The organism is Streptomyces sp. NPDC059957, assembly GCF_042730015.1.
GTDB lineage: Bacteria > Actinomycetota > Actinomycetes > Streptomycetales > Streptomycetaceae > Streptomyces.
This window is the reverse complement of the sequence record NZ_JBHWMB010000113.1, coordinates 1-17,880: the sequence shown is the minus strand read 5'-3', so window position 1 is coordinate 17,880 and position 17,880 is coordinate 1. Positions and strand designations below refer to the sequence as shown.

Annotated in this window: 11 protein-coding genes and 1 pseudogene; 6 read left to right on the top strand and 6 right to left on the bottom strand. The window is 71.7% G+C overall.

Annotated elements, in window-relative coordinates; translation table 11 throughout:
* Window positions 1-287 precede the first annotated feature (287 nt).
* The gene (locus ACFWBW_RS39150; RefSeq protein WP_385383799.1) at window positions 288-719 is read left to right on the top strand and encodes a VOC family protein; all 432 of its coding nucleotides are present in this window, start codon (window positions 288-290) and stop codon (window positions 717-719) included.
* 37 nt (window positions 720-756) lie between these two features.
* Here the strand turns inward: ACFWBW_RS39150 and ACFWBW_RS39145 are convergent, their stop codons facing one another.
* A complete protein-coding gene (locus ACFWBW_RS39145; protein ID WP_385383796.1) occupies window positions 757-2,031 on the bottom strand; it encodes a saccharopine dehydrogenase C-terminal domain-containing protein in 1,275 nt (424 codons plus the stop codon).
* Window positions 2,032-2,150: 119 nt separating this feature from the next.
* Here ACFWBW_RS39145 and ACFWBW_RS39140 point away from each other — a divergent pair, with 119 nt between their 5' ends.
* Window positions 2,151-2,897, top strand: a complete 747-nt coding sequence (locus ACFWBW_RS39140; RefSeq protein WP_385383793.1) for a TetR/AcrR family transcriptional regulator — start codon at window positions 2,151-2,153, stop codon at window positions 2,895-2,897.
* A 92-nt stretch (window positions 2,898-2,989) separates the two neighbouring features.
* Here the strand turns inward: ACFWBW_RS39140 and ACFWBW_RS39135 are convergent, their stop codons facing one another.
* Entirely contained in the window at window positions 2,990-3,577 is a 588-nt protein-coding gene (locus ACFWBW_RS39135; protein ID WP_385383790.1) for a hypothetical protein, read from the bottom strand.
* A gap of 44 nt (window positions 3,578-3,621) precedes the next feature.
* Window positions 3,622-7,560, bottom strand: a complete 3,939-nt coding sequence (locus tag ACFWBW_RS39130) for a DNA-binding protein (RefSeq protein WP_385383787.1) — start codon at window positions 7,558-7,560, stop codon at window positions 3,622-3,624.
* Window positions 7,561-7,933: 373 nt separating this feature from the next.
* Here ACFWBW_RS39130 and ACFWBW_RS39125 point away from each other — a divergent pair, with 373 nt between their 5' ends.
* The 3 genes from ACFWBW_RS39125 to ACFWBW_RS39115 all read left to right on the top strand — a co-directional run bounded on the left by ACFWBW_RS39125 (window position 7,934) and on the right by ACFWBW_RS39115 (window position 15,506).
* Window positions 7,934-11,317 carry a S8 family serine peptidase gene (locus ACFWBW_RS39125; protein ID WP_385383784.1) on the top strand — a complete coding sequence of 1,128 codons (3,384 nt, stop codon included), beginning with the start codon at window positions 7,934-7,936 and terminating at the stop codon, window positions 11,315-11,317.
* 255 nt (window positions 11,318-11,572) lie between these two features.
* The gene (locus ACFWBW_RS39120) at window positions 11,573-13,084 is read left to right on the top strand and encodes a phosphatidylinositol-specific phospholipase C domain-containing protein (RefSeq protein ID WP_385383780.1); all 1,512 of its coding nucleotides are present in this window, start codon (window positions 11,573-11,575) and stop codon (window positions 13,082-13,084) included.
* 277 nt (window positions 13,085-13,361) lie between these two features.
* Complete coding sequence (locus tag ACFWBW_RS39115) at window positions 13,362-15,506, top strand: collagenase (RefSeq protein ID WP_385383777.1); 2,145 nt, start codon at window positions 13,362-13,364, stop codon at window positions 15,504-15,506.
* A 70-nt stretch (window positions 15,507-15,576) separates the two neighbouring features.
* Here ACFWBW_RS39115 and ACFWBW_RS39110 read toward each other — a convergent pair whose 3' ends face one another.
* On the bottom strand, window positions 15,577-16,041 hold the full coding sequence (locus tag ACFWBW_RS39110) for a hypothetical protein (RefSeq protein WP_385383774.1): 465 nt from the start codon (window positions 16,039-16,041) through the stop codon (window positions 15,577-15,579).
* Between the two features lie 203 nt (window positions 16,042-16,244).
* Between ACFWBW_RS39110 and ACFWBW_RS39105 the strand changes: the two genes are divergently transcribed.
* Window positions 16,245-16,685 carry a nitroreductase family deazaflavin-dependent oxidoreductase gene (locus ACFWBW_RS39105; protein ID WP_385383771.1) on the top strand — a complete coding sequence of 147 codons (441 nt, stop codon included), beginning with the start codon at window positions 16,245-16,247 and terminating at the stop codon, window positions 16,683-16,685.
* Here the strand turns inward: ACFWBW_RS39105 and ACFWBW_RS39100 are convergent.
* Together ACFWBW_RS39100 and ACFWBW_RS39095 are read right to left on the bottom strand one after the other, a co-directional pair.
* A complete protein-coding gene (locus tag ACFWBW_RS39100) occupies window positions 16,672-17,187 on the bottom strand; it encodes a hypothetical protein (RefSeq protein WP_385383768.1) in 516 nt (171 codons plus the stop codon). The genes ACFWBW_RS39105 and ACFWBW_RS39100 overlap by 14 nt on opposite strands.
* A gap of 43 nt (window positions 17,188-17,230) precedes the next feature.
* A pseudogene (locus tag ACFWBW_RS39095) lies at window positions 17,231-17,488 on the bottom strand (DUF6493 family protein); the annotation flags it as partial.
* Between the last annotated feature and the right edge of the window lie 392 nt (window positions 17,489-17,880).

Here is a 17,880-nt window from a genome sequence, read left to right as displayed (position 1 = left end):
GGGGGGGTGTGGGGGAGGGGGGGGGGGGGGTTCCCGTGGGGGGGGCCGGGGGGGGGGGGGGGGGGGGGGGAGGGGGTGGAGGGTGGGGGGGTCCGGTGGGCGCGAACGCCCCCGGACCCGGCCGCCTCCATGCCGCCTCCATGCGGACACCGTGCGCGTGCCGCGGGGCCCCGCCCCGTTTCTTTGTCGCACGTATGCGCCTCATGCCGCGTTTCGGCTCGCACACGGGCAGTCTGTGGGCGACGGTGGACCTTCCCTGCACCATTCGTGTTCCGAGGAGGCCCGTCATGAACTGGACGCTCGAAGTGGTTCTGGTCCCTGTCACCGACATGGACCGGGCGAAGGAGTTCTACGCGGACAAGGCCGGCTTCACGGTCGACCTCGACAGCGAGGTCGCGCCCGGCATCCGCATCATCCAGCTGACCCCGCCCGGCTCGCGCTGTTCCATCGCGCTGGAGCACGGGATGCCCCCGGCGCCCGGTACGCGCCAGATGGCACCGGGCACGCTCCAGGGCCTGCAGCTCTGCGTCACCGATATCGAGGCCGCGCGCAAGGAGCTGACGGTGCGCGGCGTCGAGGTGTCGCCGGTGCGGCACGTCGGCGAGAAGGGATGGGAGGACGGCAAGGGTGACACCTGGAACTCCTTCCTGACCTTCTCCGACCCGGACGGCAACGGCTGGGTGGTCCAGGAGGCACCCTCGGAGCTGTCGGAACGCTGACGGCTCCGAAGGCCGCTGTCCGGGCAAGGCGGCGGTGTCAGTGGTTCGGTGCCGGAGCCGGAGCCGGAGCCGGCAGTGCCGGGCTCGGGTCCTGTTCCCGCATCGCCCACGGGGATCCGTACGCGGTGAGCAGGTCGAGGAAGGGGCGGGGCGGCAGGGCCTCCGGGCCGAGGACTCCGGACCCGGACCACACGTCGGAGGCGAGCAGTTCGAGGGCCACCACCGGGTTGACGGCGGTCTGCCAGACCACGGCCTGGGAGCCGTACTCGCGCATCGACCACTGATTGTCGACCACGTGGTAGAGGTACACCTCGCGCGGCAGGCCGTCCTTGGTGCCCTTGACCCAGGTCCCGGCGCAGGTGCGGCCGGTCATCCGGTCACCGAGGGTCGCCGGGTCGGGCAGGCAGGCCGCGACCACGTCGCGCGGTGAGACGCGGACCGGGCGGCCGTCCTCACCGCGGACGGTGACCGGTTCGGTGGAGTCCAGGCCGAGCGCGTGGAGGGTCCCCAGCTTGCCGATGAAATCGTCGCCGAGGCCGTACTTGAAGGTGACCCGGCGCGCTCCGACCCAGCGCGGGACGAGCAGGACCTCCTCGTGCTCGACGTTGACGCACTCCACGGGTCCGATGCCCTCGGGGAAGTCGAAGACCTCCGGCTCGCTGAACGGTTCGGTGGTGTACCAGCCGCGCTCGCGCTCGTACACGACGGGAGGGTTCAGGCACTCCTCGATCGTCGTCCAGATGTTGAAGGACGGTGCGAAGTCGTAGCCCTCGACGGTCAGATCGGCCCCGTCGCGGATGCCGATCTCCTCGATGTCGTCGAAGAGTTCATCGGCCGCGTAGCGGGCGAAGACGTCCGAGAGACCGGGCTCGACGCCCATGCCGACGAGCGCGAGCCGGCCCGACTTCTCCCACTCCTCGGCCCTTTCGAACTGCTCGTCGCCCAGCTTCACCCCGCACGTGCCGTACGGGTCCGCGGGGTGCGGGCGGGACAGGGACATGGCCATGTCCACGTAGTGGGCGCCGGCCGCCAGCGCGGCGTTGAACAGCGGCATCACGAACCGCGGGTCGGTCGCGTTCATCAGGACGTCGCACCCGTGCTCGGTGAGCAGCCGGGCGACCTCCTCCTCGTCGGAGGCGTCCGCGCGGCAGGCGGTGAAGCGCTGCTCCGCCTCGCCCAGGGCGGCGACGGCGGCCTCGGCGCGGGCCAGGTCGTAGTCGGCGACGACGAAGCGGTCGAAGAAGCCGCGGCGGGCGGCGATCTTGGTGATCGCGCTCCCGACACCGCCGGCACCCACAAGCAGAACACGCATGGCGAGGTCCTCTCTCGGTGGGGCGTGTGCCCCCAGGGGGCTGATGGAACCCTCCGCCGGGAGTTAAGGTCAATGCTGTTGGCATAAGGGCACCGAACGGTCCAGGAGGCGAGTCCGCGATGCCGAAGGACGTGGTTCCGGAGGAGGCCCGCCGACGGCGGCGTCCGACCCGGCAGGGCACGGTGCTCACCGAGCGGCTGATCGTCGAGACGGCGCTGCGGATGGTGCGGGAGCACGGAAGCGCGGGCCTGACCGCCCGGCGGCTCGGTGCCGCACTGGGCGCGGATCCCAGCACCCTCTACCGCTACTTCGACGGCATGGACGGGCTCACCCTGGCCATCGGTGAGGAGCTCATCGGCCGGGCCCTGGCGGGCTGGGTCCCGACCGGGCGGTGGCGCGAGGACCTGCACTCCCTGGGCCTGCGCATTTACGGTGCCTACCTCGCCCATCCGCAGGCCGCGCTGCTGACCACGAGCCGGGTGACCGGGCGGCCCCGGGAGATCGCTGCCGACGAGGCCATCCTCGGCAGCCTGCGCGGCGCGGGGTTCGCCGACGAGGACGCCGTACGGATCTATCACGCCTACATCGACCAGTGTCTGGCCTTCGCGGCGCTCGACGCGGGTTCCCTGGCGCTCACGGAGCAGGCTCGGGAGTCCGACGAGGAGCGGTGGGAGTCTACGTACGCCCGCCTGCCGGCCGGGACGTACCCGAACATCGCGGCCACCGCCGGGCTCCTCGCGGCCCGGATGCCGCACAGCGCCTATCCGGTCGCGCTGGACATGCTGCTGGAGAGCGCCGAGCGCGAGCTGGCGGGCGCGGCAGGGGGCGCCCGCCGCCGCCGGACGGGCCGACCGGCCGCGCCCTGAGGCCGTCGTGCTTCGAGGACGCCGGGCTCCGAGGAGGTCGGGCTCCGAGGAGGTCGGCCTCTTCTGACGCCGGAGACCTCCTCGGATCGCCGTCACTGGTCTCGAGGGCTGACGGCGTCCTCGCCGGCGCGGCCGCTGCTCTTGGCCCGCGCGTCGGCGACGACGTAGGGCAGGCCGGGCAGCAGCAGGACGGGCGCCACCCACAGCGGCAGCGTGAACAGCGCCCCGTCACCGGCCAGGAGGTCGGTGAGCAGCGCGGCGGGCAGGGCTGTGACGAGGCCGAGCGCCCAGCCCGCCCACAGGCCCAGGCCGCCCCGCCGCAGCTCCCAGGCGACCGTGGCCACACCGAGGACCGTCCAGAAGGCCAGGTAGTCGGGGGGCACGGCGAGCGCGGTGCTCCAATGGCGCAGGTGGGAGAAGAGCAGGACGCAGCCGAGCACGAAACAGGCCAGGGACACGGTGCGCAGCGCCCGGCGGGAGAGCGGGGCGCGCTCCCGGGCCCGTGCCGCGGCGAAGCTGCGGACGTCCCGGCCGACGACGTCCTGTCCCGTGCGGCCGGCGGCCTGCGCGTCCTCCAGCCGGGCGGAGAGCTCGTCGAGCATCTCCCGTACGGATGCGTCGTCGATCCCCCGGTACTCCCAGTTGCTGCGGCAGACAGCGAGTATCTGTGCGTTCGTCATGGTGTGGTTCCCCCGTGGGTTCCGTGGCGGTCGGGAAGGCCCTGTCAGCAGGTCTTTCGGTAAGGAAGGTCCGGAAGGTAGGTGCGCCAGTCGGACCGGGAGAGCCCGGTTCCGGCGCGGGTGCAGACGGAGTCCGCGAGTCGGGCCGGGGCCACCTGGTGGGTGCGCACGCTGCTGTGTTCGCCCGCGCTGTGCAGGGTTCGGCCGTCGGGTGAGAAGGCGATGGCCACGATCCCGTCTCCGGGGGTCGGCAGCGGTGATCCCAGAGGTCGGCCCGATTGCACGTCCCAGAGCCGAAGCGTGCCGGAGGCGCCGGCCACGGCCAGGGTCCGGCCGTCGGGGGAGAATGCCAGGGCCGTGACGGACTTCGCGAAGTCGAGGCCGATCTCCTCGAACCCGGCCGGGAGGGTGGCCAGTCGACGCTCGGCCTCGCCGTCCCACAGGGTGACGACGCCCTCCGTGTCGCCGACCGCGAGGCGCGTGCCGTCCGGGCTGTAGGTCATCACCCCGCCCGGTTCCATGGCGAGGCCCCGTTCGGTGCGCCGGCCGGTGGCGATGTCGAAGGTGTTCGAGGAGGTCGCCAGGAGCCGGCCGTCGGGGCGGACCGCCACCGGGGCGGCTCGGTCGCTCCCCCGGCTCGCCACCGGGGACGTCCGGTCCTTCGTGAGGTCCTGGGACCGGGTCCGGCGTCCGCTCGCCACGTCCCGGACGTCCAGGGTGTCCACGCCCGCGCGCGTCGTGAGCAGGGACCGGCCGTCGGGTGAGACGGCCATTCCCGTGATGGGCATCCGGGCGGCGGGCGAGGGTTTCGGGTCTGCGGGGAGCGGGCGGGCCTTGTTCGCCGGCACGTCCCAGAGGGCCGGCTCCTGGGCGCTTGCCCGCTGTCCGTCCCCCGTGTCGGAGCCCGCAGCCGAGTCGGTTCGGGCGTGGGCGAGGGTCTGTCCGTCGGGGCTGAGCGCGAGCAGGACCCGGCAGTCGTGTTCCGTGGGAGCCCCGGTGGATTCCGGTACCGCCTCCGGGCAGTCGGTCGGCGGTGTGCGGGCGGTGCGCCGGCCGTCGGCGACGGCGTAGGCCTCGACCCAGGTCGCGGCGCCCTGGCGGCGGTCGACCGCGACGGTCGTCGCGTCCGCGCTGAAGGTGCCCGTGGACGCCGGCTCGGGGTTCCAGTCCGGGGTCGTGGCCGGTCCGTAGGAGATCGTGCGCACCACGGTGTCCCCGAGCCTGCGTTCGGTCAGGTACCTGATGACGCCGTCCTTCGGGTCGATCCGGAGCTGGGAGGCGGCCCCGTTGGCGAGGGAGTACCGGAAGACCGGCCGTTCGGGGGTGGCGAGTCGCCACATCAGGATCTCCCTGCCGTCTACGGCCGCGGCGAACCGGCCGTCGGGGCTGGTCGTCACCTCGGTCAGGCCGTGGTGGTCGATCCGGGCCGGTTCCCGGCCCGTGACCGGGTCCCACAGGTCCAGGCCGCCGGGCGCTCGGCTCATGAGAACGGCGCCGTCGCCGGTGAAACGGAACGAGTCGACGGCGCACGCCCCGGGTCGGGCAGCGGGCAGCTCCGTGCTCCGGGCCACGTCCCAGACCCGCAGGGGCACGTCGGCCCGTTCGGAGGAGTACGCCGCGTCCCCTCCCGTGGCGCACAGGGCCAGGTGGCGTCCGTCGGGGCTGAGTGCCCACATCGGATGCCGCCCGGTCGGCACCTCCAGCAGGGTGCGGCCACTTCGTGCGTCCCTGAGCGAGAGCCGGCCCGCGGCACCGTCCATGTCCATGTTGGCGACGACCTGGTCGGCGGCCGTCCAGGCAACGGAAGGGCCCGCCGGCCGGGGCACGGCGTCGAGCGCCGTCCCGGACGCCAGATCCAGTCGACGCGCCCCGCTCCCGGATCCGGGATCCTTCATCTCCCGGGAGCCCTGCACCAGGGCGGTGCGGCCGTCCGGGGAGATCCCGCGGAACAGCGTGCCCTGGTCGAGGGCCGTTTCCGGGCCGAGCGCCGACCTCTTCGTGACGTCCCAGGCGCGTACGGAGTCCACGTCGACGGTCACCGCGATCCGGCCGTCCGCGCTCAGCCGGACCGGTTGCGCGGGGTGGGAGTACCAGGGCCCCGCCTCGTCCGGCACGTCGTAGGCATCCGACTCTGCCTGGACCGACGCCGCGAGCAGCGCGGAGCGGGTCTCGGCGGTCTCGGCGAGCCGCCAGGCGGCCACGCTCAGCCGCATCGCCAACGCGGGGTCGGAGGCCCGCAGTCCCTGGGCCACGGCCGCAAGCCGGCCTGCGGCCAGATCCTCCCCCTTGGCCCGCTGGGCCTCGGCGTCGACCCGCTGGCGGACGTTGTCGCGGACCTGCTGCCAGGCGGTCGTGCTCGCCACGGTGAGGAGGACGAGGAGAAGGGCCACCACGGAGGTCACGCCTCGACGGATTCGGCGCGTGCGCGCCCGGAACGCGAGGCCGGCATGCAGGAACTCCCGTTCCACCGGGACAAGTTCTGCGGAGCGGCCCGCGGCGTCCGCGAACGTGGCCTCGGCCTCGGCCAGTTCCCCTCCGCGCAGGAGCGCCCCGGCGTCGCGGCGTCGGGCCAGCCAGTTGTGGGTGGCCTGGGTCAGCCTGCGGTGGCTTCGCATCCGTTCGCGGTCGGTGTCGATCCAGCCGCGCAGCCGCGGCCACGCGGTGATCAGGGCCTCGTGCGCCAGGTCGACGACGTTCCGGTCCAGGGTGACGAGCCGGGCCCGGGCCAGCCGGTCCAGCACGGCCCCCGCCTCGGCGGCCTCCGGCGAGTCCGGGGGCACGAGGGTGTCGCGGGGTACGGGCCGCCGGGTGTCGGGGGCTCCGTCGCCGGGGGTGATCAGGTTCAGCAGGAGGCGGCGCGCGACGGGGGCGCGGTCGGGCCCGAGTTCCGCGTACAGCTCTTCGGCGGTCTGGGCCAGGGCGCCGCGCAGACCACCCGCCGCCTCGTGTCCGGCCAGGGTGAGCGTGCGCCCGCGGCGGCGCCGCCAGGTCTCCAGCAGGGCGTGGGAGAGCAGTGGCAGGCTGCCCGGTTCGCGGGTGACCTCTTCCACGAGCCGGGCCGTGAGGGCGCGTTCGACGGTGAGGCCGGCCGCTGCGGCGGGGCGCACGATCGCGCCGCGCATCTCCTCGGCGGTCAGCGGTCCCACGGGGAGGGTCGCGGCGCGGGCGGCCTCGGCCAGGGCGGGATGGGCGAGGCAGTTCGCGTAGAAGTCGGCGCGCACGGCGAGCACCACGCGGATGCGGCTCGCGGGGTTGCGGGCGGCGAGGAGGGCCGCGAGGAACTCCCGTCGTTCGTCGGGGTCCGCGCAGAGGGTGAAGACCTCCTCGAACTGGTCGACGATCAGCCAGGTCTCGCCGTCTGCGGCGGCCGCGGTGAGGACCGGCGCGTGGGTCCGCATCGGATGTTCGCCGGGGGTGAGGACGCGCAGGGCCGCGGCGGGCGGCAGCGGCGGCGCCGAGCGGCGCAGGCGTGGGACGAGACCGGCCCGCAGCAGGGAGGACTTGCCGCTGCCGGAGGGTCCGAGGAGGACGCCGAAGCGGTGTTCGGCGACCAGGGCCGTCAGTTGGTCGGTCAGGCGTTCCCGGCCGAAGAACACCGGCTCGTCCTCGGGTTCGAAGCGTGTCAGGCCCCGGTAGGGCGCGGTGTCGCCGCCGTCGGCGCTGTCGCCGGCGAGCTCGCGGGAGGCCAGGGTTTCGGCCGCGGCTGTGACCGCGGCTTCGGCCTCGCGCCAGCGTCGTTCCCATTCCTTGCGGGCGGCGCCGCAGACCTCGGCGTAGGCCAGCGCCACGGGCAGGCTCGGGAGCCGGTTCCCGGCGGCGGCCTGGGAGAGCGCCGTCACTGAATAGCCGGCCCGTACGGACAGTTCCCGGTAAGGGACGGAGCCGGCGGCGCGGCGCAGTTCGCGGAGCTCACCGGCGAACCGCGCGGTGGGACCGGCCTGCGGATCGAGCGCCTTCTCCGGCCTTCCCGCGCCAGTTCCCATGCTGCTCCCCTCCCCGGGATCAAGATCCTTTCCACCGTAGGAGGGGGCACCGGCAGCCACAAGGGCCTCTTCGGCCACGGAAATCAATTGTTCAGCCGCCCGGATCAGGGCTGCTGAACAATCCGCGAGCCGGTGGACTGCTGCCGTACCCGGTCGCCGCAGGGCCCGGACGTCCCGCACCGCCCACCTCCACCTCTCCCCCTGGGGGCTGGTGGGACGCGGGTCGACCGGGCCCCGGCGATCGGCGTCACAACAACGCCACGCACAACGCACCGCACACGCACCGCACACAGACCGCGTACGCCACGTACGCCACACGACGGGGCGCGCGCCACGGCCCCGGCCGCCGTGCGCGCCTTCCACAGGAGCAGAGTTGTTCATACGGACATACAGGCCTCGACACGCCGCGGGGGCCCTCGCCCTCGCCACCGCCGTCGTCGCCCTCAGCACGGGGCTGACCGGCCCCGCAGGAGCGGCACCCGCCGCCTCCCCCGCACAGAGCGCCCCTGCCGCCACCACGGGCACGCCCGTGACCATCACGCTGATCACCGGCGACCGGGTGACCGTGAACGGCAGCGGCGCCCTCGTGCGCTTCGAGCCCGGCAAGGGCCGTGAACGCGTACCGGTCGAGATCGAACGCGCCGACGGCCGCACGCTGGTCCTGCCCGCCGACGCCCGCGCCCTGCTGGCCTCCGGCAAGCTGGACCGGCGCCTGTTCGACGTCACCACGCTCGCCGACCCGACCCTGCGCGCACTGCACCGCGGCGGACTCGGCCTGATCGTCCAGTACGAGGGCGAGGCCACGGCGGCGCGCACGGAACTGCGGTCCGCCACCGGCAACAAGACGAAGCACGCCCTCCCGACCGTCAACGCGGAAGCCGTCGTGGCCTCGCCCGCTGACGCCACGAAAGTCTGGGAGGCCCTGACGAACCCCACGACGCGCGGCGTCCGGGCCGCCGGAGCCGGCATCGGCCAGGTCTGGCTGGACGGTGTGCGCAAGGCGAGCCTGGACAAGAGCACGAAGCAGATCGGCGCCGACCGGGCCTGGCAGGCCGGGTTCGACGGCAAGGGCGTGAAGATCGCCGTCCTGGACACCGGTGTCGACAAGACCCACGCGGACCTGAAGACCCAGGTCGTCGGGGAGAAGAACTTCTCCGACTCCCCCGACACCGCGGACCGCGTCGGCCACGGCACCCACGTGGCCTCCATCGCGGCCGGGACCGGGGCCGCGTCCGGCGGAGCGCTCAAGGGCGTCGCGCCCGGCGCCAAGGTGATCAGCGGCAAGGTCCTCGACGACCGTGGCTACGGCAGCGATTCCGCCGTCATCGCGGGCATGGAGTGGGCCGTCGCCGAGGGTGCGGACATCGTCAACCTCAGCCTCGGAAGTCGGGACTTCCCCGGCGTCGACCCGGTCGAGGCCGCCGTGAACCGGCTGTCGGCGCAGAAGGGCGTCCTGTTCGCCATCGCCGCGGGCAACGACGGTGCCGGCGATTCCACGGTCGGCTCGCCCGGCAGCGCCGACGCCGCCCTGACCGTCGGCGCCGTCGACTCCAAGGACGTCCTCGCGGACTTCTCCAGCAGAGGCCCACGCGTCGGCGACGGCGCGGTCAAGCCCGACCTCACCGCGCCCGGCGTCGGCATCGCCGCCGCGGCGGCCAAGGGGAGCAAGCTCGACACCGACCCCGGAGCCGAGCACCCCACCCCGGGGTACCTGCGACTCAACGGCACCTCCATGGCCACCCCGCACGTGGCCGGAGCGGCAGCGCTGCTGAAGCAGAAGAACCCCGGCTGGACCGGGACCGAGCTCAAGGGCGCGCTGACCGCGTCCACCAAGGCCGGCGCGACCGGCGTCCAGCACCAGGGCACGGGCCGCGTGCAAGTGGACAAGGCCCTCACCCAGACGGTGATCACCGAGCAGCCGTCGGTGTCCCTCGGCACGGCCAAGTGGCCGCACGCCGACGACAAGCCGCTCACCAAGAAGATCGCCTACCGCAATCTCGGCAAGACCGACATCACCCTCGACCTCGCGGTGACCGGCACGGACGCCCGGGGCAAGCCCGCCCCGGCCGGGTTCTTCGCGCTCGGCGCCAACAAGGTGACCGTGCCCGCAGGGGGCCGGGCCGAGGTCGCCCTGGCCGCCGACACCCGGCTCGGCAAAGTCGACGGCGCCTTCTCCGCCTACGTCACCGCCACCGGCGGCGGCCAGTCGGTGCGCACGGGCGCGGCAGCCGTCCGTGAGGCCGAGGCGTACGACGTCACCATCACGACGGTCGACCGCGACGGCCGCCCCGCCCGCGAGTTCTCCCACTCCCTGTTCGGAATCGGCGGCGCCGCCGACGGCATATGGGAGGGCATCAGCAACGAGACCGGACCCCGCACCCTGCGCCTGCCCAAGGGCACCTACGCCCTCCACGGCGCCGTGTACCAGGACGGCTCGGACCTCACCAAGGGCGTCGACTGGCTGGTCCAGCCGCGGCTGGAGGTCGCCGGAACCACCAAGGTCAAGGTCGACGCGCGCACCGCGAAGCCGGTGGACATCACCGTTCCCGGTCTGGCCACGGCCGACTTCGCCCTGCCGTACTACCAGCAGAAGGTCGGCGAAGGCCACCTCGGCAACGGCTGGATCCTCCCCAAGGGGTACACCGGATTCCGCTCCGCCCACATGGGGCCGGCCGTGACCGACGGCTCGCTCACGCAGAGCTGGCTCGCGACCTTCCTCAAGGCACCGGCCTCCCAGTACAACGTTGCCCTCGGTGGCGTGACGAACCGTCTCGCCACCGGGTACAAGCGGCACTTGAAGGCGACCGAGCTGGCCAAGCTCTCCGTGGAGATGGGCGCGCCCGCCCGCGGCAAGTCCGGCTATGCCTACGCCGCGCCCACCCTGCCCGGCATGTCCCAGGGCGACTTCTACGGGGCCGTCCAGCCCGCTCCCGGTACCCGTACGCTCCTGCTCTCCGCCCTCGACGGTGCGACCTGGCGCAGCGGGTTCTGGCAGCTCGGCGCCCCGAACGCGGACGGCGACCAGCACGTCGAGGCGGACCAGGCCTCCCTGCAGCCGAAGCGCTACAAGGCGGGCTCCTCCTACCGCGAGACCTTCAACACCGGAGTCTTCGGACCGGTTCTGGGCAAGGGACTGGGCGTGTTCCGCAGCGCACCCGACCCGGAGACGGGCAAGCAGACCATCACCGGCGCGGTGCCCCTGTTCGGCGACGGCGCCGGCCACGCGGGCTCCTCGGCGCTCACGAAGACCACCACGACCCTGTACCGCAACGGCGTCAAGGTCGCCGAGAACGAGGACCCGCTGAGCGGTTGGGAGCCCTTCGCGGTCGACGGCGCCGATGCCAAGTACCGGCTGACCACCTCCGTCGAGCGGTCCGCGGACGTCTCCGCCGTCTCCACCCGCATCGACACGAGCTTCACCTTCCGCTCCGGCCAGGTCGCCGCCCACACCGCGCTCCCGGTCTCCACGGTGCGCTTCCACGCCCCGCTCGACATCGCCTCCCGCGCCCCGGCGGGCAAGGTCACCCGGATCCCCGTGACCGTGCAGGGCGCGGCCTCCGGGAAGAACCTCAAGTCGCTGACGGTCTCCGTGAGCGAAGACGGCGGCAGGACCTGGAAGCGCGTCACGGTCACCGACGGCGCGTTCTCCGTCCGGAACCCCGCGAAGGGCCAGGGGATCTCCTTCCGGACCAAGGTCACCGACAAGCAGGGCAACGTCTCCGAGGTCACGATCGTCAACGCCTACCTGGGCAAGTGATCTCACTCCCCTGAGCCGACGGCGCTACAGGAGGCCTCCCGTGGGGCCTCCCCCCGCCCGCCCGCCACAAGAAGTGGCGGGCGGGCGGGGATCCGTGGCGGCATTCCCCCCGTCGGCCAATCGGCCGTAGACCTCGGCCGTAGACCTCGGTCGTTGAAGAACACCCTTGATCCAAGTAGGAGTTCCATGCCCCGATCATCCATTCATCAGGTCCATCAGGGGTCACTCCCATGGCTTCGCCGGCTGGCACGTCGGATGGTGACCGGTGTCGCAGCCGGCGCGGTCGTGATCGGCGCCGCGGGCGGCACCGCTCTCCTCACGCCGACTCCCGCCCGGGCCCACGGAAGCAATTTCGGGGACGCCTACGGCAACATCGGGTCGGCGACGAACGCCGACTGGATGAAGGACATCGCGGGCGGCACATGGCTCGCGGCCCTGTCCCTCCCCGGTACCCACGACTCCCTTTCCATCCAAGGGGGGCCTCCTGCGGAGACGCAGCAGAACTTCGGAAAAAGTGCGAACACCCTGACGGCGCAGCTGGAGCGAGGAATCCGCGCTGTTGACATCCGGGTCCGCGTCAGCGGGGGAACGCACTTCACGATTCATCACGGATCGTCGTACCAGGACGCCAATTTCGATGACGTACTGACAAAGGCCAGGGATTTCCTCGGCAGGCACAAGAGCGAGACCCTCGTCATGCGTGTGAGGGCGGAATGCCCTCGCGGGAACGTGGGCACATTCGAGTGTGCGAACGATCCGAAGAGCACCGACAGCGCGAAGATCGAAGAGATCTTCAAGAGCTACGCGGATCGCTACCCGAACCTGTTCTACGCCCCTTCGATCACCAGGGGAACCGTGGCGTACGTGCCGCGCCTGTCGCAGGTCCGGGGAAAGATCGTGCTGGGCAGCTTCGACAACGTCGATGGCCAGTACGGGATCAACACCTTCAACAGCCACAAGGAAGATCACTGGGAGCCGGATGGCATTCCCCAGAAATTCGGCTTCGTCAAGGAGAACATCGACAAGGCAGTCCGTGACGGCAGCGGCGAGATGTTCGTGACGTACACGTCCGCCTCCGACTACAACGGCGACCTCATGTCCCCTGCACAATTCGCCGGCGGGTACGGCTGGGCCAACGGTCAGCCCGCGGTTCAAGGCGTCAACTTCCGGCTGATGCAGTACCTGAACTCGGGCGGCGGCAACGGCCACCTCGGCATCGTCATGATGGACTTCCCCGGCTGGGCCCTGATCCAGAACATCATCGACCGCAACAAGGGCTACACGGTCGCCGGTGGCCACCAGGCGATCTGGCTGGTCAATGCCGACAAGACCTACGTCGACACCAAGTACGGCAAGTGCATGGTGCGGGGCCCGGAGTTCGACAGCACCAAGACCGGCGGCCTGGTCACCCAGCGCACCTGCCAGTCGACGGCGCCGACCAGCCACCGATGGAGCGCCGAGGCACCCTCGTACGACGGCCAGGGCCACTACTGGATCAAGTCCGGCAACGGCATGTGCCTGACCATCCCGTGGAACAACGGAACCCCGCCGTCCGCCGGGACCCAGCTCTTCTGGTGGGGCTGTGAGACCCGCTGGTTCTCCGGCAACCAGATGTGGAACATCATGCCGACGCAGGTCGAGGTCGGAAACGAGCGCAGGACCGCCTTCAGGTTCATCAACCAGTGGACCGGCCTGTGCCTGACGGTCAACCCCGACACCGCCGCCACCGCCGGCGGCAAGGTGACCCACGACACCTGCCCGAAGTAGCGACCCCGTGTCCCGCGGCTGTCCCGGCCGCGGGACACCGGATCGTCCGCAGCCTCCTGCCGGCCACGGCCGGACCACAGGGGCGCCGAGCGCCGACGAAGCCAATCCAGCCAAAAGCCTTCCCGCGCTGGGCGCAGTCGTCTTCCTTGCGCTCGGCCTGCTCGCGCCACAGAGCCAGGCCGCCTCCGCCGGCGCCACGCCCCCCGCCGGTGCGTACGCGCGGGGAACCACGGCCACGGCGCCGCGGTCGATCCCGGTCCCCAAGTCCCCCGATGCGATGAGCAACGGCTCCCGCTTCCGGATCTCCTCGCAGGACAGTACCGAGGAATCCGCCACCGCCCCCGCTCCGACCGTGAAGCCCGTACTGCCGGCCAGGTCCGGCAAGGACAGCCGGCGGTCCTCGGCCGCCGCCGGGGACGAGTGCGGCGACCTCTCCGGCGTGATCAACGCGACCGGCAGCGCCCTGGTCCAGCAGCTCAAGGCGCTCCCGCGGATCTCCTGTACGTACCCGCTGTTCAGCCTCACCGGGGAGAACGCGCTCAAGGCCTTCAACGAAGCCCAGATGGTGACCGTCGCCAACGCGCTGCGCGAGTCGTCCGCCGCCTACTCGGGCGGCAACAGCGCCGCGGTCGGGCAGTTGGTGCTGTTCCTTCGGGCCGGCTACTACGTGCAGGACAACAACGCTGACGTCGTCGGCCCCTACGGCTCGGCACTCGACGGTGCCGCGCTCGGCGCGCTGGACGCCTTCTTCGCGTCCCCGCGCAGCAAGGACGTCACGGACGCCAACGGTGAGATCCTGGGCGAGGTCGTCACGCTGATCGACAGCACCCGCGCGGCCGGCCGCTACGCGGGCGTCGTCAAGTGGATGCTCGGCAGCTACGACGGCACATGGCCCGGGCAGATGAACCTCGCGATGCAGCACGTCGAGTGGGTCGTCGAGAACGGCTTCAAGGCCAAGAACGACGACCGCGGCTGGCGGGCCGCCCTCAAGGCCGACCCCGCCATCCTCGACACCTGGGCCGGATTCATCACGCGCAACAGCGCGCAGCTCAACCGTCTGGACGTCGTCAGCAACGTCGGCCGCTTCCTCGGCCACGCCCTCGACGTCCCCGAGCTCAAGAACCGGGTCCGCCCGCTGCTGAAGGACCTGATCAACCGCTACCCGAACGTCGGCCCCACCGCGCCGATCACCATGAACCTGGGCTGGTACACGCGCCAGTACGACAGGAACAACTGCGCGGCCTACGCCATCTGCGACCTGGGCGAGCGCGTGCTGCCGGCGATCCTGCCGATCCAGCACACGTGCACCCCGGGCCTGAAGATCCGAGCCCAGGACATGTCCCCCGGGCAGTTGGCGAGCACCTGCACCAGCCTGGTCAACCAGGACGCCTACTTCCACCGGGTCATCGGCGACAAGGGTGCGATCCCCGGTGACGTGAACACCAACCTCGAGGTCGTCGTCTTCGACGACTACACCAACTACTCGCTGTACGCCTGGGCCATCTACAACATCGACGTCGACAACGGCGGGATGTACGAGGAGGGCAACCCGGCCGCCGCCGGCAACCAGGCCCGCTTCATCGCCCACGAGGCCCACTGGCTGCGCCCGGACTTCCAGATCTGGAACCTCAACCACGAGTACACCCACTACCTCGACGGCCGCTACAACATGGCCGGCGACTTCGAGGCCGGCATCGTGACGCCGACCATCTGGTGGGTCGAGGGCATCGCCGAGAACATCTCGTTCGGCTACCGCGGCGAGCGCAACGCCGACGCGATCGCCGAGGCCGGCAAGAGGACCTACAAGCTCAGCGACCTCTTCGACACCGTCTACGGCCAGGACGCGGACCCCGAGGTCAACTCGAACCGCGTCTACCGCTGGGGCTTCCTGGCGGTCCGCTACATGCTCCAGGCGCACCCCGCCGACGTGGAGACCGTGCTGGGCAAGTACCGGGCCGGCGACTGGAACGGTGCCCGCACCTTCCTGAAGCAGACCATCGGCACCAGCTACGACGCCGGCTTCGCGACCTGGCTGACGACCGCGTGCGCGACCAACGACTGCGGCCCCCTGCCGGAGGCCCCCACCACCCCGCTGTGCACGAGCAGCGACCCCCGTCAGTTCGACAAGAACTGCCGCCGGGACAACCTCGCGGCCACCGCCGGGAACTACAGCTACCACTTCGTGTACCTGCCGGCCGGGGTCAGGCAGCTGACCATCACCAGCAGCGGCGGCGCCGGCAACGCCGACCTGTACTACGGCGGCAGCAGCTGGGCCACCACGAGCAGCTACCAGGCGAAGTCCACCAACGCGGGCAACGGCGAGACCCTGACGGTGGACAACCCGCCTTCCGGATGGGTGTACTTCAGCCTCGCCGCCGCGCAGGACTTCAGCGGGGTGAGCGTCTCCACTCGGTCCAAGTGACCCGCCCCATCGGCTGACCGAAGCCCCAGGTCGATGACCTGGGGCTTCTTCGCCGTGCACGCGGGAGGTCTCAGCAGGTGAGGGTGACCTCGTGGGCCACGGGACTGGCCGCGCGGGGGTACGAGGCCACGCCGAAGGTGCCGCGGACGGTCGAACCGCACGGAGCGGTGGCGGCGGGAGCGCGCACCTCGAGGGTGGCAGCCGTGAAGAGGAGCGGCTTCACCTGCGTGGAGAGCGCGGCGCCTGCGACGGCCTCCACGGACAGGGTGGTGAGCAGTTCCCTGGCCGCGGGTTGCGGGCTGCCCGGGGCGGGCGGTGAGGGCGGGCCGACAAGTCCGGCCTTCCCGTAGAACGTGACGGTCGTGCCGGTGATCTCCGCGCACACCCGCGTGGCCAGACCCGCTTGGAGGCCGGAGTTCCCGCAGGAGGTGACCGTCTCGGCCGTGTCTGCCGGCGGGGCGGCGGCGGTGGCCGGGGTGATCGTGCAGACGGCCAGGGTCATGGCACTGGCTGCGAGGAGGGCTAAGCGGTTCATCGCGGTTCGTTCTCCTTGTGATGGAGCACCGTCGGGGGGTTCCCGGCCGGCACTTATGTCATGTGATATTTCACATGACACTGGAACGGGGCGTGTGCACGATCTGAACTCCACCAGGCCGCATCACGACACTCTCGATCCGGATCCGGCACCGCGGATGGTGGATGATCGGCGAGGCTGCCACTCATTTCCGGAGGATCCACATGACTGCCTACGACCCGGCCACTGTGAAACTGAGCCCCAATCCGCAGGTGCGAGACCAGGGCATCAGGTACGAGGAGTCGGACGGCACGGAGAGCACCGACATGAACGGATCGCCCTGCTTGTTGCTGGACTACCGGGGCCGCGTCAGCGGTGCCTGGCACCGCACCGTCCTCATCCACGCGCAGGACGGCGACTGCCATCTGATCGTGGCCTCCAACGGAGGCGCCGCCAACCACCCGATGTGGTTCGCGAGCGTCGAGGCCAACCCCGTGGTGCACGTACGGGTACTGGGCGACCGTTTCCGGGCACGCGCCGAAGTCCTGCCCACGGAGGAGAAGGCCAGGGTGTGGCCACTCCTGCTCGCCGTTTTCCCTCGGTACGAGCAGTACCAGAAGGGAACCGACAGGGACATCCCGGTTCTCCGGCTCACCCGGAGTTGACGGTGCCCAGGTTCAGGAGTTCGCGCAGGTCCCTGCCCAGGCGCCCCGCGTCCAGTTCCTCCCGGGCCGCGAGGGTGAGCAGCGCGTCCACGGCGCGCAGCCGGTCCTCGGGGTGACGGGCGCCGAGGCCGGTGGCCACGGCGAGGTGCAGGGCGGGGCCCGGGGGTCCGCCGGCCGCGGCGAGCCCCGGGAGCACGGCGGGCCCGCCGCGCCCTTCGGTGACGGCGCAGGCCGTGACCTCGGGGAGCCACCATGCGGCCAGAGTCTCCCGGTCCTCGGGCAGCGCCGCGATCAGCAGGGCCTCGTCCCCGCCGTCCCAGCAGCGGCCGGTGGCCTTGCGGGCCTGCGCCAGTTCGTGGAACGCGTCCGGGAACCCCCTGAGCAGAGTGGTGCGTTCCGCCGTGTCGAGCACGAGGTGCGCCGGGTTCTCCCCGTAGGCGTACGACAGCGCGGAGGCGGTGCGGCGGGTGATGGCCGCGGCCTCTCCGGCCTCGCCGAGCACAGGCCGCCAGCCTGTCTCCCTCCGGTGTGGCGAGGGCTGCTGCGGCAGGAACGGCGGAGGCGTCACGGCGAACCCGCAGCAGGGCCTGCCCGAAGTCCACCGGGGCGGGCTGCTCGCCGAGGCGCCCGTACTCCGCGAGGCGCTGGACGAGCACCTGGGGATCCAGGGTGCCGGTCTGCCCGGTGGGGGTCGCGAGCAGGAAGGGCAGCGGCCTGGTCGTAAGGTGCCGGGCGGCTTCGGCCAGGTGAGCGTCGCCGGCGACGGCGAACGCCGTGTGGTGGCAGTCGCTGCGCCAGATCACGAGCGGCTCCGGTGCCACCCCCGTCGGGAGCGCTCCGAGGACGGCGGCGGCGACACGAGCCAGTCCGTCCAGGTCGTCGGTGTACCAGTGGGACCGGGGCGGGGCGATCCACCACTGGTCCGCGAGCGCAGCGCGCAGCGCTTCGCTGAGGGCCGCGCGGTCCTGGTGGGCGTGGCGGACCAGGCCGTCGTGGGCCCGCTCGAACTCCTCGACGGTCGTGGTGCGGGAGTTGATGACGGCGGAGTTGCGAGCCGGGGCTCCGGACGGTGGGCCCGTCACACGTCCTGCCGCGCAAGCCCTAGTAGTGCTTTGTTAGCTGGTCTTGTCACGGCGTGTGTCTGGTAGTTCGCTGGTTGTATGAGGGCTGGGGAGCTTGCTGCGGTACGGGTCCG

What these genes read in the sequence shown, in the direction of transcription:
- ACFWBW_RS39150 (WP_385383799.1), top strand. Translation starts at nt 288, where the DNA reads ATGAACTGGACGCTCGAAGTGGTTCTGGTCCCTGTCACCGACATGGAC.
- ACFWBW_RS39145 (WP_385383796.1), bottom strand. Translation starts at nt 2,031, where the DNA reads ATGCGTGTTCTGCTTGTGGGTGCCGGCGGTGTCGGGAGCGCGATCACC.
- ACFWBW_RS39140 (WP_385383793.1), top strand. Translation starts at nt 2,151, where the DNA reads ATGCCGAAGGACGTGGTTCCGGAGGAGGCCCGCCGACGGCGGCGTCCG.
- ACFWBW_RS39135 (WP_385383790.1), bottom strand. Translation starts at nt 3,577, where the DNA reads ATGACGAACGCACAGATACTCGCTGTCTGCCGCAGCAACTGGGAGTAC.
- ACFWBW_RS39130 (WP_385383787.1), bottom strand. Translation starts at nt 7,560, where the DNA reads ATGGGAACTGGCGCGGGAAGGCCGGAGAAGGCGCTCGATCCGCAGGCC.
- ACFWBW_RS39120 (WP_385383780.1), top strand. Translation starts at nt 11,573, where the DNA reads ATGGTGACCGGTGTCGCAGCCGGCGCGGTCGTGATCGGCGCCGCGGGC.
- ACFWBW_RS39115 (WP_385383777.1), top strand. Translation starts at nt 13,362, where the DNA reads ATGAGCAACGGCTCCCGCTTCCGGATCTCCTCGCAGGACAGTACCGAG.
- ACFWBW_RS39110 (WP_385383774.1), bottom strand. Translation starts at nt 16,041, where the DNA reads ATGAACCGCTTAGCCCTCCTCGCAGCCAGTGCCATGACCCTGGCCGTC.
- ACFWBW_RS39105 (WP_385383771.1), top strand. Translation starts at nt 16,245, where the DNA reads ATGACTGCCTACGACCCGGCCACTGTGAAACTGAGCCCCAATCCGCAG.